The sequence below is a fragment of the Psychrobacter raelei genome, from assembly GCF_022631235.3.
Lineage (GTDB): Bacteria > Pseudomonadota > Gammaproteobacteria > Pseudomonadales > Moraxellaceae > Psychrobacter > Psychrobacter raelei.
This window is the reverse complement of the sequence record NZ_CP093310.2, coordinates 1,534,440-1,559,538: the sequence shown is the minus strand read 5'-3', so window position 1 is coordinate 1,559,538 and position 25,099 is coordinate 1,534,440. Positions and strand designations below refer to the sequence as shown.

The window sequence follows — 25,099 nt, the reverse complement described above, 5'->3', positions numbered from 1 at the left end:
TAATATGAAAAAATTAGTACCACATGAAAAATTAAATGAATTTATCGACGCGCTTGGTGCGTCGGTAGGATCGATGATTGCTGATATTAAGCAAGGGATTGAAAAGCTAGATGGTCGCATTGGCGAGAGCGAAGCAACTATCACCACTTTATCTCAAAAAATTGATCCGCTACATGACTTAGAAGCACGAATTGCTAAGCTAGAGTCGTATCATCAAGTAGATGAGCAAGACTTGGGCGAAGATACTCAAGGGGTATAGGAACACGTGCAACCAAAACCATTGTCTGACTTTATACTATGCCCATATCTAAGAATATGGGCATTTTTTTAGCCACATCAATCAACATAGGTGAGTAGTATGAAGAAGTTAGCATCACATGATGAATTTATTAAGTTTATAGACGAAGTTAGCGTGTCGTTAGTTTCAAAAATCAAAGGCCTTGGGGGGTCATTAGAGGAATTGCTGGATCGCTCATTAGTGATTGGTAGCGACTTAACCAAGCTGTCTGAAAAAACAGAGGGTATTTCAAATATTGCAGAAGCAGAATCACGAGTAGCTAGACTTGAAAAGATACATAGAGAGTCTGGCCTAGCCAAAGACTATCCTGGCACTGGCTGGTATAAAGCCACTGACACAGGCATTGTTTATAATAAAGGCGTACCGGAGGGTGAAACCTATAAGTTTGAAGGCGATCCTAAAGAGTATGTTTCGGTTTACACTAGAAAAGATGCTAGATTGTATGCAGAACGTGCAGCTACTTCCCACATTACTGGTATGAGTAATATGTTTAGTGGAGCTAGTTCATTTAATCAGGATATATCTCACTGGGATACTAGTAATGTTACTAATATGAGTAATATGTTTAGTGGAGCTAGTTCATTCGACCAAGACCTATCTTCATGGGACACTAGTAATGTTACTAATATGGGTACTATGTTTTATAAGGCTACCTCATTTAACCAAGACTTAACTACATGGGACACTAGTAATGTTACTGGTATGAGTAATATGTTTAGTGCCGCTACTTTATTTAATGGTGATATATCCACATGGGACACTAGTAATGTTACTAATATGAGTAATATGTTTAGTGGAGCTAGTTCATTTAATCAGGATATATCTCACTGGGATACTAGTAATGTTGCTAGTATGAATAATATGTTTAGTGCCGCTACTTTATTTAATGGTGATATATCCACATGGGACACTAGTAATGTTACTAATATGGGTACTATGTTTAGTGGAGCTAGTTCATTTAATCAGGATATATCTCACTGGGACACTAGTAATGTTACTGGTATGAGTAATATGTTTAGTGGAGCTAGTTCATTTAATCAGGATATATCTCACTGGGATACTAGTAATGTTACTAATATGAGTAATATGTTTAGTGGAGCTAGTTCATTCGACCAAGACCTATCTTCATGGGACACTAGTAAAGTCACTAATATGAATAATATGTTTGGTAGTGCTACTTCATTTAATCAGGACCTATCTGAATGGTGCGTACCTCTTATAACAACAGCACCCGGATGGTTTGATATCAATGCAACCAGCTGGACCCTACCAAGACCCGTATGGGGTACCTGCCCGCGCGGTGAGGATCAAGCATAGGAACACCCCTAAACAATACTGTTAGCCCAACTCTATACTATGCCTATATTCACCAATATAGGCATTTTTTATGGCAACTCAACTGTTTATTAATATCCTGCCTACTTCCGTTACTATCACCAATAGCAAGGAAAGTAAGGCATTAGCAACTATCGAGCTTGTTACTGAATACGGCTTTGACCACAACGTCGTGGCCAAGATTCAAGTAGTTGATGATAAGACACCAGCTAAAGCAAATGACCCGTTAAATAATCTGTTATTTGACATTACATTTGCTGATAAAGTTGATGATAGTATGATCACCTCACTGCAAGGCCGTTTATACACTGGCGGCGGCGCAGACGAGCTTGAAAACAACTATCCAAATGACTTTTCATACATCACGCAAAAGCTTGATTTTCATGGTGCATTAGATAGCAGCAATGACTTCTTTGAACAAGTCGAAACGACCTATTCTAAAGATAACGCAGCTCAGGTTGTAGATGCACTGAAAGCTGTTAAGGCCCTAAAAGACCACGGTACCTACCGCAAGGCTGAAATTGTCATTGACGTGCCAGCCAGCAAGGTTGTAGAGCCAACACCCGAGCAGATCACACGTACTTTAATTGATATGCGTGAACGCCCACGTTACATTGTTGTTTGTTCAACCGATGACATGCCTGTCATTGAGGCCACAACAAAGGTAATGGATAAGCTTAACTGTCACGTATTACTGGACCTGGGTAAGATCAATGACTGGGTAGCAGCCGCGGCACTTGCTGAATCTATCAACATTAAAGACCACCGTTTTTGGGTTTTTTGGAACCCGAACGTATCACGCCCTTCAAACAGCGCAAGCGTACTATCACGCAAAAAATGGCGACCATGTGTAGGCGATTACCTAGGCCAATTACTTGTTCGTAACGCCCTTACTAATGCGTCTGGTATTCCACCTGTTAACCGCCCTGTTGCCGGTTATGACTTCCCTGTTAGCTTCCGTGATATGGAAACCATGCCAAGCGTTAGCCTTGATGAAGAGGCCCAAAACGCCCTGGCATCAGCTGGCGTGAACGTGGTATTGAATGAACGCTTTGATGCAGGCGATCGCTGGATTTATGGTGACGCTATTACTCAATACGATAGTAAAACAAGCGCTTTACGCTTAATCAACGCATCTGAAATTACCACTTACGTTGATAACGCAGTAGTTAGCATTGCTAAAAAGCACTTACTTAAAGGCATGGCTAGTTACGTAAACGACGCAGACGCAGAAATCCGTCGCTTCTTGAACGCTTGTAGCTCAGCTGGCTTGTTACAGCCGGTAGCAGAGCTATCAGGCAAGCTATACGGCCTAGAGGTAGCACCACGAGCAGATAACCCGTTTGAAAAAGTTGATATTAGACTTGTTAAACGCCCAGAGGGTTGTGCTCGACAAGTTTACTTTGAAACCACAATCACTAAGTAATGCAGTTTATTGATCAGTAAAAGGAAGATAAATAATGTTAGTATCAAGCCATATTATCGAGCGTAACCAGGATCGCATGTTAGAACGTCAAGAGGCGCAATTTGACGCAACTAACAGCGCCAAACAAGCGGCAGAATCTATTGATTTTGACCCAATTGATGAACGTATTGCCGCACACTCAACCACTCAAATGCGTTTAGCAGCACTGCAAGTAGCGTTTATGCTGGCAGGCATCATGTCAGAGGTTGACTTTGAGGATCAGGAATTACTACCAAGCGAACTTCTTGACAGCCTAATCCTTGAAGTGTTTGTTGAGGACCCAGAAGATGACGACGACGAGATTGACCCAACTGTCAAAACCGTCTTGTCAGCTCATATTGCAGACGCCATGAGCACTTTGGGCGTTGATGAGGACCTGATTAACGATGTTTTTGATAGCGATATTGATATTGCAGATGCGGCAATCGAAACAGCCTCAGAAGTTATCTTAGAGAACATGCCAGCCGATGACGAGCTAGACGACTTTATCTCAATCTTTGCATACGGTGACGAAGCCACTTATGACGCAATGATGAAAGAAGAAGATGAAGGCATGTATGACGCAGCCCGAAAACCTTTACGCCCTGGTAAGAAGACCACTCGCAAAGTTAATGGAAAGACTATTTCATACCGAGCTGTCAAAGCGGTACGTGATGGTAAAATCAAGGTTGTTAACAAGCGTATTAGAGGCAAGGTTCGTTTAAGTGCAGCTCAAAAAGCAGCCCTTAAAAAAGCTCGCAGAAAATCAACCACGGGTTCAGCGGTTCGTAAGCGTATGATGTCATTTGCTAAAGGCTTACAGCGCAATATCTATAACATTGATCCACAAAAAGCACGCAATATGCGTCGCGGGCTAAAAGCAAGCCACTACCGCCGCAGTGTTGGCATGTAATTTGTTGGAACACCCCAGCTAATCAGAGCTAACAGCAAGCGATAATAACCCCAATCAATTAATTTGTTTGGGGTTATTTTTATGAAACTGTCAGAAATCACAGAAAAAACATCGCTTGTCAGTGACTTTGTTAAGCGCTTAGCTAAAACAGCTAGGCAGCAAGTTGTTGTTGTTGATGTTTTAAGAGTATCGAGGGTATCTGGTGCTAGTGCCAGGCCTATTCACATCGCTTTAGACGGCGGCCAGGTTGTAAAGCTTTATATTCGTGAAGCCCCTGAATCAGATCAGCCGGATGGGCTGGATATTTTCCGTATTGATATTAACAGCAAAACACAGCCGACTACCGGCGACTTTGATAACTCTTATAAGCCGTCATTCAACGCATCGGTTGACGAGATCGCAAAACTTATTAACCAGGGCCAAAAGGCATTTAGTGCCCGACGAGCTCGCGCCCAGGTAACAAGAACTAAGCGTAATAGAGCGCCAGCCAACAAAGCGCAAACGTTAAAATCACTGCTAGAAGAGTCGGTGGAACTAGATAAAGTAATTGCCGTTAAAACCAAAGAAAAACAAGATCTTGAGGCTCAATTAGAGAAAGTAAAACAGCAAAACGCAGCATAAGGTAATGGTATGCAGAACGCCTATATAGTGGACTTTTTTTTAAGCGGTATGTTAATGATTATGATGTTTTACTTGTATGTAGATATCCTTAGCAGGTTAAAGCTACTCAACAAGGTTATTGACAGCAATACATTGGCCGTGGCTATCGGTCAAACCTTGCGTCAATCCCTATTGTTGAGCGTGCCGCTTTTAATATTGCTTATGTTCTTATTATGGCGTTTTTATGCTGTCATGGTTATATCGCAGTCATGGGGGATTGGTGGTGCTGGCTTGCTTGTTATTATGGCCATTCTAGGATCGTTTTTTGTATGGCTTGACATGCTGTTAGTTTGCATCAAGAACTCAAGATTTGTTGATGCGTCTAAGCTTATAACCCAGGCCAAAAAGACAAGATCCAAGATAAGACTGCCAGACCCCAATACCCCATTATCCGAGGTGCGAATTAAATGATTACCGCCGAACACATTAGGCAGATGATTATTCATTGGTTGGACACGCCGCCTAACGGTTACTTTGCTCAAGGTTACGGCGCCGATGCTAAGGCCATGTTATTAAAAGAGTTGTCAGCTGATACGGCAGATGACTTTTTGAGAAAACTAAGGCGCGATATACCGATAATAGATACGTTGGATGAAGAACAATTGAGCATATCTGTTGAGACAGTAGGCTTTGATAGGATTAATGTTGTCTTATCTATTGGCAATATTGATATTCAATTAAACGATAACCCAATAACCGATATCGACCAGGATTACTACAATGTCAGTGCCCAGTAACCAATTAAGGAAAAAGATACTATCAAGTATAGATAGTCATTTAAACGACTACCCAGAAGTTGCAGAGCGCTGGCGAGCTGGCGATCCCACGGTAAGGGCCATGATGACCTCTATCGTGGAGACTGTATTATGGCTATCACGTGATAACGCGGTAAATATTACAGAGCCGTTTATTAAATCCAAGCAAAGCACAATCATTGCAGATGCCATTAACAAGGGCATATTGCCAGTTGCTACACCTTGCCAGCACATGCTAACTATTGAGAACAATGGGAATAGCAAGGTTAGTTTGAGCCAGGGCCGTTTAGTTGAGGACGGTACGGGCAGACAATGGCGGCTTATGTCGTCCGCAACTTTAAACGGCCATGAAACCAAAAAGGTTCTAGCAGAGCAAAGCACTGTTAATCATATTGAGGTTAATATACCTGTTAGTGAGTCTTTTTATCGCCTAGACGTATCAACAACCGACGGCGCCTATCTATCGAGTTTGTCAGTTTATAACGCAACTTTGGGTATGAGTTTTCAGTACACGCCCAAGTTTATGAACGCCGGTTTGGGCCAGGCGGCTTATACACTACAAAGCCATAACCTTGAGGATATAACCATTGTTTTTGGCGACTCCGAACGTGCCGGCGTGACAGTACAAGCCGGTGATACCTACGAGATCGCAATCACTCAAAGCTATGGGTATGTTGACCAATCAAGCCTAAGCAGCGCGGCCTTGAGTGAGATTTACGAGTCAGAGGAAAGCAAGTTAAACCTATATTTCAAAGCCGGTGATCTTGTTCGAGCCGGCGCAGATCCGTTAAGCGTGGCTCAAATGCGACTACTTGCCAGCTACCCGTCAATGTATGACCATAACGCCGTTTTCATGGGTAACTTTGATTTTTTAGTACGCAAGCACTTTATGCAGCGGTTTGATTACATGGCCATTTGGAACGAGACGATCAATGAGAAGCACTACGGGGCCTCATTGGACGCAATCAACCATCTATTTTTAACCGTGGTAGCTAAAAACAAGATTGAGCAAAAGGCGCTGGTAGAGGATATTAAAAAGCTGGTAGCTAATGCTGACTCGCTATTGGATGGAAAGGTTAATATCAAAGAGGTTGTAGAAAGACCCTATCAAATCACCATTGCTGGCCGCTTAGCAACGGTGCATGATATGGATTCAGTAAAGACTCAAATCAAAGAGTTGCTGCTAGAAAACTTTGGTAAAGGCTCGCTATCATCAAGCTACCACAATCCAGACGGTTTTAATAAGCAAGAAATTGCCATTAAGATCAGAAGTGATATTACAGCCTTCCAAGACCGTATTAGCGACTTTTCAGTCTTAACAGAAGATACCGCTGAAAACCCTATTAAACCGCATGAATGGGCTTATATCACAGAAGATAGTATTACTATCAATATGACAAGAACGGCCGATACTGGTACAGCTATTTGGACTTTGTAGAATGGGTAAAATAAGCAACTTACAAGCTACCGACTTTACTAGAACGGTGCAAGAAAGCCACAAGGCAAACGAGCTTGATGAGGCCATTGCAGGTGTCTTTACTAAGCTGATTGAAGAATACGAGCTTGAAAGCTTGGTTGATATGAATAGCTATGGCACCCCATGGCTAGAAAGCAGCCCAGTTGTTATTGAGCGATTCAGTAAGCTTAACGGCCTAGTGATCTTGAGACAAGACGCAGATGGGTTATCAACTGATATCATGTCTACAATTCTATCTAGCTGGCAGGCTATGGCCAGTGGCCGTGGCTTGGCTTTTTTGCAGTTTGTCTTAGACATGTTGTTCCCAGGTAATAACAGGGTGCTCAGGCTTTGGCATTCAAAAGAGCTGGCAAGCTCTTATCCAATGGCGGTAAGTGAAAAACAAATGCCAGGTTCTTTTTTGACTAGCCGTGTGCGTATTGCATTAACCCTTGATGACAACAATAGCGATATTTCTGACATTGCCCCCGTCTTAGAAAAGCTGGTTCCCTGGAATATCGTACCTGAAATTGCTGTCTCTGTTGATTTCAGCCAGGTTGATGCTGCTGTCGCGGTTGGTGGCTATCGCTATCATGTGGCTTATCTATCGCCTTTTTAGGTGGAACACCCCTAAACCATACTACCTCTCCAATGCCAAAATAACCCTATCATTTATTATTGACTAGGGTTTTTTTATGAAAAGTTCATCACCTACCTTGCAAGCCTATTCACAAATGCACGAGCTGGCCAAATCTTTGGGTTCAGCTATGCTTGCTTGTAACGCAATTTGTAAACCAGAAGGTTACGAAAACCTTTATATCCTTATTCAAAACTTCCAGCGCCCAATGATCACTAACCACGAGCCAGCCGACGCAGATTATGCTTACGGCTTCCAGGCCCACGTTACAGCGCCGCCTAAAACAAACTTTGAAGGCCAGTGGACCATGATTGAAACCGAATCAGGCACCATTGCTAAGTTTGCAGAAGATATCGTTATTAAACACAATGGTGAGATCCCACTGGTGCGTGTTTATGATGGGTTCGCTACCGATGGTAACGAGATTAAAGGTAAGACTGAATACTTGCTTAAAGACTGTGCTATTACCTTCCCTGATGGTGGTGGTGAGATTGATTCAGCAAGCCGCAGTCAGATTTTACAGGTGCAAGTAACTTGCCGTTATAACTACTTTGGCCAAACTGGTGATATTGGCGCCGGTACTGCTAACAAACTGGCTGGCTTGTTAACCAACGCGCTAAATGCTTTTGGTGGCTACAAACCAGTTTCTACCATTGGTGGTACAACTATCTTTGGTTAAGGTAATCCTGTATGTTTACTAGCAGACAAGATAGCTACATCGAGGGCGATATTAAGAGTATCGCCACTCGATTTTATGAAGATCTATATACGACCGGCTACTCACTTCTTGAAAGTGATGTAGAGCGTATTATTACTGATGTTTGCCGCGATTACCTGGCATGGGGTGGTGCGTTACGTGCGTATGATCTTGATGATAAAGATGATACCTATACGTTACTTATTGATAGCGCAATTAATATCTACAACGACGAATGGAGCATTATTAGGCCTGTTGTTGTGGCTAGATGCGACCTTATGCAAGCGAAACGCATGGAAGGCGCTCAAAACTTAGGGGTTCAGCCGGTTGGCATGGGCTCAAGTGAGGCCTACCAAAACCACAGAGAAGCTATGCTAGAAATGAAGAGGGAGGCGTTTAATACACACCCCTTTAGCGTTGATAGTACGGCCGATCTTGAGGGTAAAAACCAAACTAACAATACGATTGATCTTTTTCAAAGCATTCAGATTAATTACAACGGCTGGTGGAAATGAGGATAGTTCTATCTGACGGCTCAACTATTGGCGGCGGCGACCTTATTAGTGCGATATATCGTACTGACTTGGTGCCGGTGCCAGTATCTCTTGAAATGGTAGTTAAAGCTACCGACGAGCTAAAAGGACTATTGGGTATTGGCGATAAGCTGATAGTTGGCGACGGCATCAGCTTAACGATCGTCAAATCACAGCATATAAATATGCAGGCGGTTAAGGCTGGAAAGCGTGTAGGCGGATTAATTATTATTGCTGTGTTATCGGGTTGCGAGCCGCTGCTAAGCGTAGCTAGTAGGGCCACGTCACTAAACGATACAAGCTTTAACGAGGTTTATCGGGTCCTGGGTGCAAAGATACGACTAAAAAGCGATATCAAGTTAAATCAGTTTATATGCTTAAAGGGCCAATTACCGACAAAAAGAATAGCAATATCGCTGCAAAAAGAAGCAGCTGTAACTATGTATAGCGACGGTGAAATATCTGTTACTCGCATTAATGATTTATTCAAAGGTGAGTCGCTTATATACGATCGCAGTGCTTTACAGTGGATAGATAACCCCCATGTTTTATCGCATGGTAACACTAACTTTTTATCAGTTGATGATAACGGATCGGATATCTTAGGCTCACCACTTAACAACAAGCAAGTAGGCTATTATCCAAGAGCAGATGCCAGGGAGTTACAAAACTTGCGTCGTATCTTAGTGACTAAAGCCAAGATGGTAAGACAGCTTGATGATAGGTTAAACGCTGGCAGTGTGGTAACCGTTGATGACGGTTATGGCCAAGATAGCCTGGTGGTTTTAACAGCAGCGCATCGTTACGATACTGGGGCTTTAGGTGGCAGGCCGATAATGGCCACTCAAGCTTGGCTTGCGCAGTTAGAGGGCGAGAAATGAGCGTAATATCACCATATTTTCACCCAGCTAAGCTAGTGTCTTATGACAAGGCCAATAGAACGGCCAATGTAGCAATAGCTGGGCTAACCGATGGGGTGCCGGAGGGTATTACTGCTATGTTAGCTTATCCAATCGGTGATGATGATTTTGATACCGAGCGTGAATTACTACCAGGCGCCGACGTATGGGTTTTCTTTGAGCAAGGCGACACATCAATGCCAGTGATTGCTTTTTACCGTCGCCATGGCGGTGGCCAAGCGGCAGTTGATGTTCGCCGCATAAGACAGCAAAACATTGAATTGCTGGCAAGAGCTCGTATTACTTTGACAGCAAAAGACCTGATACAAATGCAGGCCCAAAGCGTGACCATTGATGCCAGTACGGTAACTATAACGGCCGACAATATGAATGTTAAGGCTCAAATCAACCATACCGGTAACCAAAACACGTCGGGAACCATGGCTGTTAAGGGCAATGTCTCAACTAGCAGTAATATATCAGCCAATGGCGGCATTACCGCCGATGGAACCATGGTGGCTAAAGGCAATATCACAACTCAAGGCACTATGTCAGCAAGTAATGATGTGGTTGGTGGCGGTATATCACTAAAAGGCCACGTTCACGGCGGTGTTAGAAGTGGTGGCAGCTCAACTTCTGGGCCAAGATAAGGGCATAAATAATGAATTTTAGAAAACGTCTAGCAAGCTTTTTAATTGATGATAGGCAAGCTCGAATGTCAGAGCAAATGCCTACCATTGATGACGTGGATCGTAGTTATGAGGCTACCAATCCGTTTGAACTTGGCACCTTTCATCACAAGGCAAAGCAGCCGCGTACTCGCAGACAGATTTATACGATGTGGGAAATCATGCAGGCAGACCCTCAAGTTTCAGAGGCGTTAAGCTTGCACGTTACCGCAGCTTTAGGCGGCCATGAGTCAACCGGTGATATGATCTTTATCACACCAAGCGATCACATCAGAGAAGGCGGCCGCAGAGCCAAAGAGCTTAGAAAAAAGGTTGAGCGTGAAGCTAAACATATCGCACCTATCATTAACCGTCATGTATTCTCGCTGGCACGCCAGGCTATTGCTTATGGTGATAGCTATGCTCGTATCTATACAGACGAGCGCAAAGGCGTGCTTGATTTAATGAATAACCGCTTTACCCAGCCTTCATTAATCATGCCGTTTGAGCAAGCAGGGCGCACTATTGGCTTTCACGCCTTAGAAGATGAAGATAAGCAGCGTACTATTGCCAAGTTATCATTAGAACAAATGCTTAGAGTTAAAATGCCTCGTATTGAGAACATACCGCAAATGGCCTTAGATGTATGGCAGGATAGAACAACGCTTGTTTATGACCTAAGATCCGACAACCCAATCCTACCGTCAGAGGTAGGCGGCTCATTCTTATATCCTATTGAGGACGCATGGAGAGACGTAACCATTAGTCGTGCTGGCCTTAACAACCAGCAAATTGCAGACAGCGTAAAACAGGCTTTTTTAACGCTCAATATGGAAGGCATGCCAGCCAAACAACGTCAAGGTTATATCAGCTCATTAACTAAAATGTTGAAGTCATACCGAGATCAGATACAAGATGCGTTTGACGGCGGTGAGGCTTTGTACGGTACAAAATACCACGTACTACCGCAGTATGGCGAAAAGCAAGTTATTCAGTCAGTAGGCGACCTAGCACAGCGCGTAGCACCACTGAATGAAGGCATATTAATGATCAACTTACGTCGCTTAGCCGGTGGCCTGGGTATGGATCTATCACTAATTGGCTGGGCCGATATGCTGGCAGGTGGCCTGGGCGATGGTGCAGCTTTTCACACGTCAGCGCAAGTTATGAGACGGTCAATGCTAATCAGACAGGCTTGTATTGACGCATTTAACCACTTAATGAGCATACACTGGGGTATTAAGTATAACGAATGGTTTGAACCTCAAGATTATCCCTGGCAGTTTGACTTTTACTCGGATCAATCAGCCGCCGCTACTGAAATGCTTAATAACAAGCAAAATAGAGCTAATACGCTCGCTATTGTAGCCCAATCGCTTGCCGGCCTTCGTGAACTAGGCTTTGACAAGGAAACCAACCAATTAATGCTAGAGGATGTGTTTGGGGCCGATATTAATCTAGCAGAGCGTGTGGCAGCAGGATTATCAGCCAGACCGGCAGATGAGCAAGGCGGACTAATGGGCCAAGAAGCTGGCATGCCAGGTGAAGAGCCGATGCCAGGTGAGGAAATGCCGGTAGATGATGATGTGGATGATGATATGTTTTGGGATGACGAGTAATGCTGGATTTAGTTAGCGAGTTAATCGACCATGACTTTACGGCTGGCAATGACTTTAGAGAAACAGCCTTCAACTTAGTCAGTAATGCAGCTCAAAAAACGGGTAGTGCAGTTGATAATACTGTAAGCAAAAACCTACTAGAAGAGTACGCTCGCATTTATGGAAGGGTTAAAGCTCATAAGGCGTTGATTAAGGCGGTTTACAGGGTAAAGATAGAGAATATATTTGGTCATAAAGGCGATATACCCTGGTTCAAAGATCAAACGCTTAGCTACCTTGCGACTAATGCTGAATTGTCGTTAGGTTCTAATGAGTCTGAAAGCTATCAAGCTGGATCTTACCAGGCGAACTACTTAACCCAACAAACAAGCAGTGAAATGGACATCACCTTTATCGAAACAGCCAAAGGCGATATCTCTAAATCATACAAAGCTTGTCGCAGGCTTGCGTTTAACAACGATGGAACAATGAACGAAACAAAAAACTATGCGTTTAAGCTAACGGTGGCATTGTTAAACCCCAATGATCCCAGAAGAATTGCTGTTCAGGAATCATGGATAGTTGGTGTTAAGTCAGCAAGCATTGAATTATCAGCAAGTAGCAGAAGCGAATTGGTAGAAATACCGGTTACTTTTGAAAAACTAAGACCTTTATCATTCTCAAGCTAAGGATTAATCATGATTGAAACTAAAATTATTTCAACCGCTGTTGGCGTGCAGCGAGGCGACGTAAACGACAAGACGGAATCAACCCAGGTTCCCTCAACTCAAAATGGGCTAATTATTGGCCGCTTTAAGCGTGGTCGCACCGACAAGCCATTTAAAGTAACCAATTTAAGTTACCCTGGCATGCTAGGCCGTGACATTAACAACCCAGACTATCTAACGGTAGAGGACGTTTTCAACAAGGGCGTTAACGAGGTATGGATCAGTCGAATTGGCGCACCAGAAACAGAAGAATAGCTGCCTGGGAACACCCCTAAAACACAATCTTATATTAATGACAAAATAGCCCTATTATCTTTATTGTAATAGGGTTATTTATCATGTCTTATATTAAAACAGGTGCAGCACACACCAACCAATTAACAGAAGATTTATACGGTAATGAGCAAACACGTTATAGCCGCTATGAAACTGGTTTTATCGAAGGCGAATACCGAGATATGCTGGCATTAATTGCCGATGAAACAGGCTTTGATGGATTAGGCTTTGATTCAACAGCTGGCAGCAACGATGATAAATGGCATGTAGTTAACTTATTTGAAAATGGCGGTCATTACGTCGATTCAGTGGCCATTGGTGGTGCTTTAGATGAAGAGCACGCACTATCACTAGCAACCACTCAGTTCGACCATTTAGGCGCTGATTATGGTGTTGTTGTTGGTTATACCGATAACATGCAGTTTGATCACATGACAGATGATGGGGCGTGGTCAATTGATGCTATTTCTAAGCTACTAAATAACCCCTCACAAGATAAGCACTATCTACCAATCATCACATCAAAAGAGCTATACGAAGAGGCGACACGAGCCGCTTTTAATGGTGTTCAATGGGATAACTTAACCCTATCAAGCCATGGTGGCAGCTTAACCAATCTATACACAGATATGATCCGAGCTGACACGTTTAAAGAGCTGACACAAGAGTTTGACTTACAGCAAGCGTTGATTGACTCAGAGGCAGAAGAAGCTGAATTCGACTCAATCATGGAGACGGTCAACCGCTTGCCAATGCTCAAAGATCGCTTATTTAGAGCAATGAGCCAAGCCTCAAATGAAACCTTATCTGTAACCAATGTCACTCAAACCAAGCCATTTAAACGTGGTGGCGTGGTAAACGTTGCTTTTGTGTTTGATTTATCGGACGGCCAAAAACTATCTATTTGGTTCCACAACCCTGATAGCACGCCTAGCAAATTGCTGGCAGGCGATATGATGGTTAGCTGGAAGTGGCTGTTAAACAAACGCGACGTAACTGCTATTTTGTCACCAGTAAACGGTCAAACAGTGAAGATCCCAACCCTGGCGCGACAAATGATGTTGCTTGCCAGCAAAAACAGCAAAAACTTTAAACGTGCTCAAGAACGCAAAGCTAAGCGTGACGCTGATATCAATGAAGCTCAAAGCAATATTGAGAAGAAGAAACAAACTATTGAGCAGCTAGATAACGATATTGCCAGCTTAAAAGATCAGATTGACGCTGCTATGAAAGCGAATAAAGGCAAGGCAGACAAAGATACGACAGAAACAACAAATGATGATAGCTCGCAAGATATGAATATTCAGGTTAACAGCATTGATATAGATAGCCTGGATATTGAGCCTAGATACAAAAAGAGACTGCTAGATGGCGTACAAAGAGGCCTGGGGATTTTAGATACTGCCGCACAAACCAAGCTTAAACAGAAGATTGAGAGTTTAAAAACACAACTTACCTCAATGGGAGTGTCGTTCATATCAGAAAGTGAGCACCAAGAAAAAATAAACTCGAATGAAGAGTCTGGTTTTTCAGTTCAAAGCCTACAAGATGATCTAAAAGAGTCGGTGTCGCAGCTACACAAATTGGTAAACAAGCAAATAAGACCCTCAAAAATTGTGGGAACTGGTTATAAGGATAACCGAGCTGTTGCCTTTGAAAACCTTGGGTTAAACATAGCTGAGAATGAGGTTGTATTGCGTACACAGCCATCGGGATTCTATAAAACTGTGAACCTAAGTAACTATGAGACTTACTTAGATGTTCTTGTTAGTAGCTCGAAAAAAGCTAATGAGGGAGTTACGACTGCCAGTCAAATTGAACCAAAAGAAGCGCTGAAATCTGATGTTGAAACCTACTTTTCTGAAACCCCTTATGTATCGGATGCCGGTGGCGATGTGCTACAGATGAGCGGCTTCGAGCTAGGCAAGTTTCCAGATACTCCGGAAGGAAAAAAACAATTACGCCAAGCAGCTAAAGATGCTTTTAATCAATTGCGCGGCCAATGGGTTGATTGCCCCTCTTTAAAAGTTACTGAAGGTGAAAATGCGAAAGTCGAGATTCGCCGAAGAAGTATAAAAGAGTTTATGGCATTTAGTGGTGACACACGCAAGCTTAAGCTTGTACCAAAAATAAAAAATATTATTGAGACAGCGTCTTTACCTGATAATGGCTGGCAAGAAAACAAAAAGATGGATAAAAAGCGCAGTACTGTAGGTTACTACCATCTTGAAAATAAAGTCAGATTGGATAACGAATTACTTTCAATCAAGATTGTAATTGAGAAGGATAATAACGGCTTGCTTCATTATGATGTTTTGGTGCCTAAGTTTTCATCACAATTTGACCATATAAAAATGCCTGAAACAGCGATCCCTGATCACGATTCAGGGGTTGCTTCAGGCACTGATAATATTAAATCAAAATATGCAGATGAAATCAATATGTTTGATTCTATTGAAGATGATTATGAGAAAAAAATGTCTGAGCAACCGATCCCTGATAACTATTCAGGGGGTGACTCAGACACTAAGATAATTAAGCCAAATTCTACAGATGAAGTCAATATGTTTGATTCTATTGAAGATGATTATGAGATAAACATCGAAATACTAGAAGTAATAGAACAAGGTAATAGTTCTAAGCAGGTCGAGGACAACTTTGTAGGTACTACGGACAAGACTGCAAAAGAGCAATCTATCACTAGTGAGCTTGACCCAAAAGAAGTTCCGAAATCTGATGTTGAAACTTTCTCCCCTGAAAACCCTTATGCACTTTATGCCGATAATGACGAGGACGCTATGGCGAATGCTGAGCGCTGGGAAGCTAGAAAAGTGTTGACGGAAAAAGGTTTAGAAAAGCTCAATGAACTTGCTGAATCTTTTGGTTTTACAACTTTTATCGAACCAAGGCATGCCGGATTAGGCGTATTTCAAGCGGTTAAAGAAGTATCTAACCGCAGAGTTGAAATTGAAGGCAAGTTCAAAAACTATGATGGAGAGTCCGCAAAGGAATCACCTAATGACTTTACCATTGAATGGTCACAAGATGGTGAAGTTGTCGATTATCAATATACCAATGACTTACCTGAATATATTGAAAAGGCCAATAACTGGTTGAATCAAGATGTCGGGAGCTTAAATGAACAAAATGTAGCCACAGTAAATGCCCCTGAGGACATTGAAAGCGGTGAACAAGAAGTCAGTGATATCAAACAAGGACATGCGATGCAGCAAACAGAAACAGCCTATAGCCAAGATGATACAGATTACCTAAATTCAATCATCGATGGCTCTTTAAGTACCGATGATATTGACCTTGATAGGCTGACAGTTATTGGCGAAAAAGACGAACACAACCCGCTATTTACTCAAGCGTTAGATGTTGTATTAAGCGCAGTTGATAAAGAATCATCAGACTTATAAGGGGCGGGCATGACACCTTTAAAGAAGATAGAACTGGTGAAGCAGCTCAAGGCTGCTATATCAGACGCTAAAAACCTTGATGGGTTAAAGCGCCTTGATGAAATAAAAAGAGTTATGCAGCTTAGAGCTGATCTTGGCTTATCTGTTAAATCAGATAATTCAAACAGCCAGCCTAATCAGGTAAACAAGATTATTAAAGGCCGCAACAATAATGTTAAAACAGCAAAAGGAACCAGGGTATCAACACTCCTAGCCATAACTGAAATTGATAACGTTATTGCTAGTCACACAGCAAGCGGCAGCCAAAACCCAATATATCCGCAAGAATTACAGCCACGTGATCGTGGCCGTGACTCATCAATCGCATGGGTACAAAAAGTATCACGTGATCTTGACCCTGAAAGCTTAGGGCGTTCTGGCAGGGCTGATAGCGGGGCACCTATTGTCGGTGATGATGTGGCCGTGGAAAGTGGTAACGGCCGAACTATGGCAATAGCTATGGCTTATGACAATGGTACAGCCGATGATTATAGGGATTGGCTCATTGATGAAGCCGACTACCTGGGATTCAGCCCCAAAGATGTAGAAGCATTTAAACGGCCAATACTGATTAGGATTAGAACCAGCGAGGTTGATCGAGTTAAGTTTGCTATTGAGGCCAACCAGGACGACAAGCTGTCATACAGTGCAACAGAGCGAGCCAAGACGGACGCTAAAATGCTAGATGACCACATGCTCATGCTATTTAATCCAAGTGAAAACGGGGATTTAACGGCATCAAGTAACCATAACTTCGTTGTCGCCTTTTTAAAGCAATTAGGCGATACAGAGGCGGCTCAATACACAACTAAGGACGGTAAGCCAACACAAGCGCTGGTGGCACGCATGAAAGCCGCTATTTTTAGCAAGGCCTACAATGACGAGCGATTAACAGAAATGATGGCCGACGACGCAAAACCAGAGCTACAAAACGTACTAAACGCCTTGAGCGTGGCCGCGCCTAAGTTTATTGAGGCACAAGCCATAAGCCGTGGCAATGTTCAAGATATATCAAGCGGCATTGTAGATAGCATCGAAAAGGGTCTTGATGACGAGGTTACAAACGCAATCATTGACGCAGCTAATGTGGTTATGAGTGCTAAGGACAACAACCAAGATGTTGCAGAGTATGTTAAACAAATGGGCTTGTTTAGTGATTTGGCAGAAGGTGTGGCCGAAATAGCCGTGTTTATTGCTACCAATAACCGTAGTGCAAAGAAGATGGGGTTATTTTTCAAAGCCATGGCTGAATTTTGTGAAAAAGAATCTCAACACGGCCTCGCTGATGATTTATTTGGTTCGCCACCTGTTAGTACCAAAGACGCTGCTAACTATGCAGTTGATAAGGTTCAAAGTATTTACGGTAACAACAAAGGGTTAGATATGTTCGACTCAATGACACTAACACCGCTTGAAAAACTTAAAAAGATTAAAGAGCTTAAATCAGTCGTATCAGACGCCAAAACATTAGGCAATTTGCAAAAGCTACAAGCGCTTAAAAAGATTATGCAGTTGCGTAAGGATTTAGGTCTAGTAAGCAATAAAGAAAACGAAACTGATTACCTTGGCGAAGAGGTTAAAAGCCTTAGCGACAAAGTATCAGAAAGCAGCTTTGACCCACTGGGATTTGATAGTGACTTTGCAAAAGAGCTGGCTGGCAAGATTGAAGAGGCAGATAGGCCTGATCTTGTGCAGATTTTCAAAGATACACTTGAACATTATCGTGACTTACTGGTGTCTTTAGCTATTGAGAGTTTGCAGAAAACTAAAGCGGTCGTTTAGCTATGAAAAAAAATACAAATAAGCCGGCGGATAATGCAAGCAAGCCCAAGACAAGCGTAGTAGTAGGATCTGGCGTGCCTTGGTTGCATAAAGGTTTAAATGAGCGACTGATCGCTAAGATACGGCCAGTATCTGAAGATAACGTGGAAGGCGGCCAGGGCAAACAGACCTATAACCCCATTGAAGGTAATACCATTATTGCTGCGCTATTTGAAGATGGTGAGTTTACAGTTGAGTCTCAGTACTCAACACCCTTTGAAACATCGAACCCAGAAGGGCGGATGCCCAATATGATGGGTATGATTCAATCGGGGGAACTACCCGCATCAATGTATAGTATTTTTAACTTGGACTCAGAAATAGCGGATGACAGCGCGGTTAAGAGTGTTGCCGGCGATGCTGCTGACAAGCTACTTGGGCTAAAAGATAAGTCTACGTTTACTAAGATTAATAGCCGTCAAGTCTATACTTCATCAAGCTCAGTACGTATTAGTGGGACGCTCGTTTTTCAGGCGTGGGTTGATGCAGCCTCGGAAGTTGAGCGCGCATTGAACGTATTACAGCAATACGCATCACCTAGAAAGCTATCAGATGCGTCTTTAGTGGTGGGTGCGCTTAGTGAGGGTGCTGATGGTATGTTTCCATCGACCATACCTCCGCTTGTGCAGTTTCAATACGCTGGGAAAACATATAAGCCTATGTTTATTGAGAGCTTATCAGCACCTATTACGGCGCCGATGAACAAAAACGGTGACAGAATCGCGATCAAGGTTCAAATAACATTGCTGTCCCTAACCGCTTGGGATAAATACGATATAGCAAATTTAAGAGCATCACCTAACGGGAGTAAGAAATGACAGACGTTGCAGTAATCCAATTACAGCTGCTTGAACATATAGTGCCAATGCCAGATCTCACAATCGGTCAGGCTATGGAAGTTGCGAAAATACCAGAGCGTTTTAACGAAAAGCGTATTAGCGCACTAATAACCTTAATTACCGGCTATCCAGACTTGGCCGACAAACTAACTGTGCAAGAGCGTTATTATTTTTTATTAAACCAACAAGCCTTATCTCAGAACAAGTATTCAGCTAAAAGCAATTTAAGCGAATACCTGGTTGATACAGTCGAATCACTGGTGCCAAAAGAGCATTTAGACGAAGAGACTCAAATAGGCGTACAACACATTAGAGGTGCTCATGTCTGCTTGCTTGAAACGATATGTGAAAATTTGTTTGATTGGACTTGCGGCCTTATGGCTTGTCAGCTTTTCGGTAATATCAGCAGCATTGTGGGTGGTGATATGGTTTGGGACAAGCTAGACGATAGCTTAACCCAAAATGAGTTGAACAAACAGGTTTTAGAACGGGCCAAAACTATCAGTGATCTTAGTGAGTTTAACTTTAATAACCTGGCTGAATTGTTTGATAGCCTCATATCCAACTTATCGCATTACGTTGATACCAGCATTGATAACAAGGGCATTACAGTCATTGGGGAGGTTGCTGGCGAATACACGCCAGCACGATTTCAAGCCCTTTTTGAGTTACGAGGGCATGCAAGACAGCTTGCACGATATATTGTTGAGTGACATTGTTTTACTAATGGAACATGGCCAAATGAGCATGTTTGAAGCGCTTAAAATGAGTCTAAACTTTGTGGATCTTTATGATAGGTCGCAGGCGTTTGACTATCGCTCAAAGATAATGGAGAGAGACACAACAGCCCAATTGGGACTGTACAAAAGGCTAGACGCTATCATTAAGATTTTAACAGCACGTCGGTAATAGACGTGCTTGGGTTTTTGAAAAGGGGTGAAGGGTGCAACATAATATTGATACTGCAAAGCTTACTATCGGGCTAATTGCTAGCTCGGTAGCAAGTATATTTAGTGCGTCTGCTAGTGCAGTGGCTTTTACGGATCAACTCAATCAAACCCGCACTTTCTTGTATCTAAATATCCCAATCTGGGTGTTCTTTTTTGCTGTATTGCTATTGAGCATGGTTGGCTCAGTGGCCTCTTTGCTTACTGATATTTATACAAGTGATATGGAGCAGCGACCTTCTGTATTGCAACAAATGTTTCATCTTGCTGGCGGGTTTTTTAGTGGGATTATTGGAGCGTTCGTTTTATTGCCAGCGCTTACCGATGCTGCAAGCCCACCGATTGAAGTTATGCTGATGACAGCATTGGTTATGTCATTTTCAGGTGTGGTACTTATCAACAACTTAGGTGACTTAAAGCGTGATAAAGAACTCCAAGACTCAGTACGTAAGCTCTTAATTAGCAGGGTGTCATGGCTGGCCAACATCTTCACTAAGGGAAATGGAGATAAAGGATAGAGATGGAACATCTAATCATCATCAACTTGCAAGTCATTAATAATATAACACCGTACCTTGGATTGTTCATGTGCGCAGTTGTTATGTTTAGTGGCAGATATTGCACTAACCGCAAATCAACTTCGACTTTGATAGTGCTTTACGCATTTATATGGCTGGGGCTTTTGTGGGCTGATGTTGGTAGTACGGTGTTTGTGCCTTCAAAACATACAATTTTAGCGAGGACACTGCTTGTCTTATCAATGGCAGTGCTCATGCTTGATATAGCGGGCAGCACCAAAACAGTTAGTAAGCTTAAAAGTAAGATAAGAGAATTTAAAGAAAATGACAGCAAAAATTAGAGAGAATATCAAGAGATTGCAAGTGCAGGCTGGTGCCAAAGTCGATGGATTATGGGGTCTGAACTCGCAAAAATCTTTGACTGATTCTGGCAAGCGACTTACCTATGAGCCGGGCAAACTTGCTAAGCACTTTGGACCATTAAAGCAATCCCAGGTTAATGGGTTTGATAGTATTTTAGAGGCTTGCAACCAATACGGAGGCAATGCTATTAATCCGCTTTATTTTGCTTATATGCTAGCTACTACCTGGCATGAAACAGCAAGAACCATGAGGCCCATCGAAGAATACGGCAAAGGCCGTGGTAGGCCTTATGGTGGTCGTATTGATATCCATGGCGGCAGGTACTCTGATTTACTTCCAATTTACTATGGTCGCGGTTATGTGCAGCTAACTTGGTTAACAAACTATGTCTTGATGCGCAGGTTGCTAGGCGTTGATTTTGTGAATAAGCCTGAACTGGCACTAGACCCAAAACATGCAGCAGATATCATGATCATTGGTATGCTGGAAGGTCATTTTACTGGCAAATCACTATCAAGATACATAAGATATGGTTCGTTTGAGCAGTTTAAAAACGCTCGTCGAGTCATCAACGGTACTGACAAAGATACACTGATAGCAGGGTACGCAATCAAATTTTTAGACTGCCTGACAATACAGTAGTTTTGTGTTAGGGGGTCGCAATGCCAATAGGTGTTGCGACCCTTTTTATTTTAGATATATCAGCCGCCAAGAGCTATTTTAGCTTTTATCCTCAATTCATCAGCCCTGCTAAAGTTCTTCTCATATGTGCACTGAATGTCGTTTTTACATTCGGTATTTCTTGACTCTATCCAATGTGATTGCTTCTGAATTAAACTGTCTGTAAGCATGCCTTTATCAGCAAGCTCTCCTAATGTGCTTTGTAAATACATTTCTGACTGAATAAGAGTCTCGCATTCATTTTCCTCATCATACCCATATAAGATATCAGAACATTCTGTCGCCATAGCCGGCATACTAGCTAGCCAAAAACAACTAATGAATCCTACTTTACAAAGTTTTGCTGCTAATTGCATGATTAGATTCCTTTTAGGGAGTTTGAAATTAGGAACATAGCACGCCATGAGCAATGCTATCTGCAACAATATTACATATTCATCATATATTAGGAAATTATTTTTATGATTATTGATATTGACCGCTTGGTACCGCTTCAAACAGCCCTAAAGAAATTACATTCAGCAACTAGCGTAGAAGATAAGCTAGAAGTATCAACCCTTGTTCGTAACGAGCTTGTTAAGCTTGGCGTGTTAAGTGATATCGACGATACAAGCAGCCCAAAAGATAATAGAGCCAGTATAGGTGCGGCTTATGATGCCATTACATCATGGGACATTAAAAAAGCGGATAATAAATTTCAAGAGTTACTCGAACAAAACAACAGTGATCATAAAAAATCCGCAATGCATTTTTTTAAAAAATACCTGTCTGGTAGGGCGGTTAAGACGACTCTTGGATTGGTTGTTTTGAATAGCAAATCTAAAAATAAAATGACATGGCAGGCCAAGCGTGAGCCAATTGCTTTAGCTACACCTCGTATTCCACAAATTCTACTAGAAGGAAAAATAGGCGCAAGAGAGCCTGCTAATAAAGAACGCTCAGACAGTTTGATAGCTTTTTATGAATTTAGCAAAATCATTACAGTAGCAAGTAAAGATTACCATGCAAGAATCAAAGTAGCAGAAAGGGAGATGGGTGACCACGCTGCATACAATTTGACTTCAAGGCAGCTAGACGGAATGTATAGCGAAGAAAACCCGTCACACCTTCCTCATTGGCTGAACAAGTCTGATTTAGACAATCAGCCCAGCTTGAGGCGTTGTGACGAGCTTTTAACTATTACATCACACAGTAATAATGATGTCAACGATAGTACAGCTTTTGATGATGTTTCATATGCTGAGAATGTTGGCAGTAATACAGCATATGAAATTTTACTAGATACGCTAGAAGTGCAAGAATTAGAGCCTTCTAATTCTGAGTATAGCGACAACCCTAATGATGATAACTATCGGTATGCTGATACAGGTTATATTGCTGGCAGTAAAAAAGAGCTGGCAAGTAACCGAATAAAAGAGTTAGCCAAAGATGGGGTGGCTGTAAAGGTTAAGGATATTGATTGGTCAGAAATTGAAACTGATGCGCTGCTTGCTGAGTCCCTAATTAAAAAATCAAATATTATGGGTCAGGTTGACTACAATGAGTTAAAAGATAATGGTATTGAGCCTGGTACCGCTTTTTTAATTCAAAAGGTATTGGCGTCTGTGGCAACAGAACCTCATTGGGACTTAGTTGAATTTGCTAAAAACTCTTATGCTGGTCGTAGAAACATAAGCTACAATCAAGATCAATTACTTGCATTTGCAAGATTAGCAGATGAGCTTGGTGTGGCCGAGCAAAAACAGATGATGCGTAAAGCTTATGTATCAGGTATTGATACGTTAAAAGCACGCATTAGTAAGTGTGTCACGCCTCGTGATTTGTACAATGAACTTGTTGCTATCGCAGGTGAACTTGGTGGCTCAATGCTTAGTACAGACGTCGCAGATAAGTACAAAACTCTATCCTCAGAGCAAGATGCATTAAGAACTGAGATGGAAGAAGAGAGTGAGGCGTTATACAAAGAAGCGATTGCTGGACTTGCTAAAATGGCTAAGGAAGAGGGTATAAACCCAATTGAATATAATATACAAAAGTGGGTAATGAGCTGGGCTACAGAAAAATACCCCGAACGCCAGTTTAGTGGGAGCTACATTGGCAAAGGCATTGTAGATGCTAATAAGTTTAAAAAGTGGAAAGAGTACAATATTGCTTTAAAAGCTATCAATGCAATAGGGGCATTTGAGACATTAACTACAAATAGGAGCATTCAGCAATGGGTAGCTCTTGGTGAGAGATTCTGGGCAATTATTGAGCGTACTTCATCAGCCTTTGTTAAACACCTAAACCTAGCCATAGATGGTAAATATGACGACTGGGGGCTGACTATTACAGATAGCAGCAAGACTGGAAGTGGTGGTAAAAAAGGTAAGAAAAAAACAACCTTTGAATTAATTGTTGCTGAACAAATTGAGCGTAAGGGTGGGAAAGAAGTTGTCATCAACTCTACCAAAGAGCTTAAGGATGAATTTGGCTTCAGAGATATTCAATCAGGAGATTGGATTTTAAAAGAAAAATCTAGCGCTGAGTTTCATGTAAAAAATACGGCAGCAGCAATGTTTGATTTGTCAGATATTATCGGTATTAACCATAAAGCGCTTGGGTTTAACGGCAGGTTGGCAATGGCTTTTGGCGCGCGTGGTAGAGGAGGAGCGCTTGCTCATTATGAGCCAGTTCAGCGCGTTATCAACTTAACTAAGATGCGTGGTGGTGGCTCGCTTGGCCATGAATGGTTTCATGCTATCGATAACATTTTAGGTGAAGTGCTAGGTAATGAAGAAGCTGTTGGAGCAGGTAATTATTTAACGGAAAAACCAAGCCTTGCTAGTAATTCTAAAATATCAAAGGCTTTTAAAGACTTGCAAGATGCTATGTTTATTGGTGATACTTATACACCTGAAGTGTTTAAGATTACAGAAAAAGATATTGAGCTGGCAAAATTAAATATTAATCCTGACAAGCTCAATAGGACGACAAAATTAATCTTAGATGCAGGCAATGCCAGCGGCGCTGTAAGAGCGATTGACAGTATATACGGGAGAGCTAATAGAAGTCGGCGCAGCAAACAGCATACAGCATGGCGAAAAGTGGCGGCTGCATACTACAATCAAGATAAGTCAGGACAAGAGGTCGTTCTTGAAACCGGCCTTATATCGTCTAAGTTTAAAGCAAATTCGGTATCCCTTGATGGAACACGTGCCAAGCCGTATTGGTCTTCAACAAGAGAAATGGCGGCAAGAGCATTCCAGGCATATCTTGAGGATAGCCTGGAGGCACAAGGACGCCGTAATGATTACTTGAGCTATGGTGCTAACAATGATTTATACGATGGCGTACATAAAGCTTACCCTGAGGGTAACGAGCGTGCGCGTATTAACGCGGCATTTGATAAGCTTTTCGAAATAATTAAAGATGAGAAGGTATTTGAAAATGCCTCAGCCGATGAAGCTTTGATGGACTCTATTTTTGGAGCTCAACCATATGGTCAGTTCGTGCTTGACCATTTGATTCAATGGTAGCGTAAAAAGCCCTCCTAGGTTGACCTAGAAGGGCTTTTTAGTGGCTGTCTGTCA

At 42.3% G+C, this 25,099-nt stretch carries 24 protein-coding genes; 23 read left to right on the top strand and 1 reads right to left on the bottom strand.

The genetic code is table 11. From position 1 onward, the window contains the following. Positions 1–4 precede the first annotated feature (4 nt). The 22 genes from MN210_RS06600 to MN210_RS06495 all read left to right on the top strand — a co-directional run bounded on the left by MN210_RS06600 (position 5) and on the right by MN210_RS06495 (position 21,488). Positions 5–259 carry a hypothetical protein gene (locus MN210_RS06600; RefSeq protein WP_338412809.1) on the top strand — a complete coding sequence of 85 codons (255 nt, stop codon included), beginning with the start codon at positions 5–7 and terminating at the stop codon, positions 257–259. A gap of 99 nt (positions 260–358) precedes the next feature. After that, positions 359–1,615, top strand: a complete 1,257-nt coding sequence (locus MN210_RS06595) for a BspA family leucine-rich repeat surface protein (RefSeq protein ID WP_338412808.1) — start codon at positions 359–361, stop codon at positions 1,613–1,615. A gap of 70 nt (positions 1,616–1,685) precedes the next feature. Continuing rightward, on the top strand, positions 1,686–3,059 hold the full coding sequence (locus tag MN210_RS06590; protein ID WP_338412807.1) for a hypothetical protein: 1,374 nt from the start codon (positions 1,686–1,688) through the stop codon (positions 3,057–3,059). Between the two features lie 34 nt (positions 3,060–3,093). After that, entirely contained in the window at positions 3,094–3,990 is an 897-nt protein-coding gene (locus MN210_RS06585) for a hypothetical protein (RefSeq protein ID WP_338412806.1), read from the top strand. 81 nt (positions 3,991–4,071) lie between these two features. Beyond that, complete coding sequence (locus MN210_RS06580) at positions 4,072–4,611, top strand: hypothetical protein (RefSeq protein WP_338412805.1); 540 nt, start codon at positions 4,072–4,074, stop codon at positions 4,609–4,611. 446 nt (positions 4,612–5,057) lie between these two features. Then, on the top strand, positions 5,058–5,387 hold the full coding sequence (locus MN210_RS06575; protein ID WP_241879634.1) for a hypothetical protein: 330 nt from the start codon (positions 5,058–5,060) through the stop codon (positions 5,385–5,387). Continuing rightward, entirely contained in the window at positions 5,371–6,843 is a 1,473-nt protein-coding gene (locus MN210_RS06570; protein ID WP_338412804.1) for a hypothetical protein, read from the top strand. The genes MN210_RS06575 and MN210_RS06570 overlap by 17 nt, the downstream gene beginning before the upstream one ends. 1 nt (position 6,844) lies before the next feature. After that, positions 6,845–7,480: a hypothetical protein gene (locus MN210_RS06565; RefSeq protein WP_338412803.1), complete on the top strand. Its 636-nt coding sequence runs from the start codon at positions 6,845–6,847 to the stop codon at positions 7,478–7,480. A 76-nt stretch (positions 7,481–7,556) separates the two neighbouring features. Beyond that, positions 7,557–8,177, top strand: a complete 621-nt coding sequence (locus tag MN210_RS06560) for a hypothetical protein (protein WP_007395053.1) — start codon at positions 7,557–7,559, stop codon at positions 8,175–8,177. Positions 8,178–8,188: 11 nt separating this feature from the next. Next, on the top strand, positions 8,189–8,710 hold the full coding sequence (locus MN210_RS06555) for a hypothetical protein (RefSeq protein ID WP_338412802.1): 522 nt from the start codon (positions 8,189–8,191) through the stop codon (positions 8,708–8,710). After that, positions 8,707–9,609: a hypothetical protein gene (locus MN210_RS06550; protein ID WP_338412801.1), complete on the top strand. Its 903-nt coding sequence runs from the start codon at positions 8,707–8,709 to the stop codon at positions 9,607–9,609. The genes MN210_RS06555 and MN210_RS06550 overlap by 4 nt, the downstream gene beginning before the upstream one ends. Beyond that, positions 9,606–10,277: a hypothetical protein gene (locus MN210_RS06545; protein ID WP_241879625.1), complete on the top strand. Its 672-nt coding sequence runs from the start codon at positions 9,606–9,608 to the stop codon at positions 10,275–10,277. The genes MN210_RS06550 and MN210_RS06545 overlap by 4 nt, the downstream gene beginning before the upstream one ends. Positions 10,278–10,288: 11 nt before the next feature. Next, positions 10,289–11,914: a hypothetical protein gene (locus MN210_RS06540; RefSeq protein ID WP_338412800.1), complete on the top strand. Its 1,626-nt coding sequence runs from the start codon at positions 10,289–10,291 to the stop codon at positions 11,912–11,914. Continuing rightward, the gene (locus MN210_RS06535) at positions 11,914–12,582 is read left to right on the top strand and encodes a hypothetical protein (protein WP_338412799.1); all 669 of its coding nucleotides are present in this window, start codon (positions 11,914–11,916) and stop codon (positions 12,580–12,582) included. The genes MN210_RS06540 and MN210_RS06535 overlap by 1 nt, the downstream gene beginning before the upstream one ends. Positions 12,583–12,591: 9 nt before the next feature. Continuing rightward, positions 12,592–12,876, top strand: a complete 285-nt coding sequence (locus MN210_RS06530; RefSeq protein WP_241879620.1) for a hypothetical protein — start codon at positions 12,592–12,594, stop codon at positions 12,874–12,876. Between the two features lie 83 nt (positions 12,877–12,959). Beyond that, complete coding sequence (locus MN210_RS06525) at positions 12,960–16,319, top strand: defense against restriction DarA-related protein (RefSeq protein ID WP_338412798.1); 3,360 nt, start codon at positions 12,960–12,962, stop codon at positions 16,317–16,319. Between the two features lie 9 nt (positions 16,320–16,328). Then, entirely contained in the window at positions 16,329–18,140 is a 1,812-nt protein-coding gene (locus MN210_RS06520; protein WP_338412797.1) for a hypothetical protein, read from the top strand. A gap of 2 nt (positions 18,141–18,142) precedes the next feature. Beyond that, a complete protein-coding gene (locus tag MN210_RS06515; protein WP_338412796.1) occupies positions 18,143–18,997 on the top strand; it encodes a hypothetical protein in 855 nt (284 codons plus the stop codon). Next, positions 18,994–19,731: a hypothetical protein gene (locus MN210_RS06510; protein ID WP_338412795.1), complete on the top strand. Its 738-nt coding sequence runs from the start codon at positions 18,994–18,996 to the stop codon at positions 19,729–19,731. Before MN210_RS06515 ends, MN210_RS06510 begins: the two co-directional genes overlap by 4 nt. 230 nt (positions 19,732–19,961) lie before the next feature. Beyond that, a complete protein-coding gene (locus MN210_RS06505) occupies positions 19,962–20,483 on the top strand; it encodes a hypothetical protein (protein ID WP_338412794.1) in 522 nt (173 codons plus the stop codon). A 2-nt stretch (positions 20,484–20,485) separates the two neighbouring features. Next, positions 20,486–20,824 carry a hypothetical protein gene (locus MN210_RS06500; protein WP_241879796.1) on the top strand — a complete coding sequence of 113 codons (339 nt, stop codon included), beginning with the start codon at positions 20,486–20,488 and terminating at the stop codon, positions 20,822–20,824. Then, entirely contained in the window at positions 20,808–21,488 is a 681-nt protein-coding gene (locus MN210_RS06495; RefSeq protein ID WP_241879610.1) for a hypothetical protein, read from the top strand. Before MN210_RS06500 ends, MN210_RS06495 begins: the two co-directional genes overlap by 17 nt. Before the next feature lie 59 nt (positions 21,489–21,547). Here MN210_RS06495 and MN210_RS06490 read toward each other — a convergent pair whose 3' ends face one another. Then, the gene (locus MN210_RS06490; protein ID WP_241879609.1) at positions 21,548–21,883 is read right to left on the bottom strand and encodes a hypothetical protein; all 336 of its coding nucleotides are present in this window, start codon (positions 21,881–21,883) and stop codon (positions 21,548–21,550) included. 105 nt (positions 21,884–21,988) lie between these two features. On the opposite strand from MN210_RS06490, the gene MN210_RS06485 reads away from it, so the two are divergent. Continuing rightward, entirely contained in the window at positions 21,989–25,045 is a 3,057-nt protein-coding gene (locus MN210_RS06485; protein WP_338412793.1) for an LPD1 domain-containing protein, read from the top strand. Positions 25,046–25,099 lie beyond the last annotated feature (54 nt).

Excerpts from the sequence above, each read along its gene's own strand:
- MN210_RS06600 (WP_338412809.1), top strand. The coding sequence starts at position 5 with ATGAAAAAATTAGTACCACATGAAAAATTAAATGAATTTATCGACGCG.
- MN210_RS06595 (WP_338412808.1), top strand. The coding sequence starts at position 359 with ATGAAGAAGTTAGCATCACATGATGAATTTATTAAGTTTATAGACGAA.
- MN210_RS06590 (WP_338412807.1), top strand. The coding sequence starts at position 1,686 with ATGGCAACTCAACTGTTTATTAATATCCTGCCTACTTCCGTTACTATC.
- MN210_RS06585 (WP_338412806.1), top strand. The coding sequence starts at position 3,094 with ATGTTAGTATCAAGCCATATTATCGAGCGTAACCAGGATCGCATGTTA.
- MN210_RS06580 (WP_338412805.1), top strand. The coding sequence starts at position 4,072 with ATGAAACTGTCAGAAATCACAGAAAAAACATCGCTTGTCAGTGACTTT.
- MN210_RS06575 (WP_241879634.1), top strand. The coding sequence starts at position 5,058 with ATGATTACCGCCGAACACATTAGGCAGATGATTATTCATTGGTTGGAC.
- MN210_RS06570 (WP_338412804.1), top strand. The coding sequence starts at position 5,371 with ATGTCAGTGCCCAGTAACCAATTAAGGAAAAAGATACTATCAAGTATA.
- MN210_RS06565 (WP_338412803.1), top strand. The coding sequence starts at position 6,845 with ATGGGTAAAATAAGCAACTTACAAGCTACCGACTTTACTAGAACGGTG.
- MN210_RS06560 (WP_007395053.1), top strand. The coding sequence starts at position 7,557 with ATGAAAAGTTCATCACCTACCTTGCAAGCCTATTCACAAATGCACGAG.
- MN210_RS06555 (WP_338412802.1), top strand. The coding sequence starts at position 8,189 with ATGTTTACTAGCAGACAAGATAGCTACATCGAGGGCGATATTAAGAGT.
- MN210_RS06550 (WP_338412801.1), top strand. The coding sequence starts at position 8,707 with ATGAGGATAGTTCTATCTGACGGCTCAACTATTGGCGGCGGCGACCTT.
- MN210_RS06545 (WP_241879625.1), top strand. The coding sequence starts at position 9,606 with ATGAGCGTAATATCACCATATTTTCACCCAGCTAAGCTAGTGTCTTAT.
- MN210_RS06540 (WP_338412800.1), top strand. The coding sequence starts at position 10,289 with ATGAATTTTAGAAAACGTCTAGCAAGCTTTTTAATTGATGATAGGCAA.
- MN210_RS06535 (WP_338412799.1), top strand. The coding sequence starts at position 11,914 with ATGCTGGATTTAGTTAGCGAGTTAATCGACCATGACTTTACGGCTGGC.
- MN210_RS06530 (WP_241879620.1), top strand. The coding sequence starts at position 12,592 with ATGATTGAAACTAAAATTATTTCAACCGCTGTTGGCGTGCAGCGAGGC.
- MN210_RS06525 (WP_338412798.1), top strand. The coding sequence starts at position 12,960 with ATGTCTTATATTAAAACAGGTGCAGCACACACCAACCAATTAACAGAA.
- MN210_RS06520 (WP_338412797.1), top strand. The coding sequence starts at position 16,329 with ATGACACCTTTAAAGAAGATAGAACTGGTGAAGCAGCTCAAGGCTGCT.
- MN210_RS06515 (WP_338412796.1), top strand. The coding sequence starts at position 18,143 with ATGAAAAAAAATACAAATAAGCCGGCGGATAATGCAAGCAAGCCCAAG.
- MN210_RS06510 (WP_338412795.1), top strand. The coding sequence starts at position 18,994 with ATGACAGACGTTGCAGTAATCCAATTACAGCTGCTTGAACATATAGTG.
- MN210_RS06500 (WP_241879796.1), top strand. The coding sequence starts at position 20,486 with ATGGAACATCTAATCATCATCAACTTGCAAGTCATTAATAATATAACA.
- MN210_RS06495 (WP_241879610.1), top strand. The coding sequence starts at position 20,808 with ATGACAGCAAAAATTAGAGAGAATATCAAGAGATTGCAAGTGCAGGCT.
- MN210_RS06490 (WP_241879609.1), bottom strand. The coding sequence starts at position 21,883 with ATGCAATTAGCAGCAAAACTTTGTAAAGTAGGATTCATTAGTTGTTTT.
- MN210_RS06485 (WP_338412793.1), top strand. The coding sequence starts at position 21,989 with ATGATTATTGATATTGACCGCTTGGTACCGCTTCAAACAGCCCTAAAG.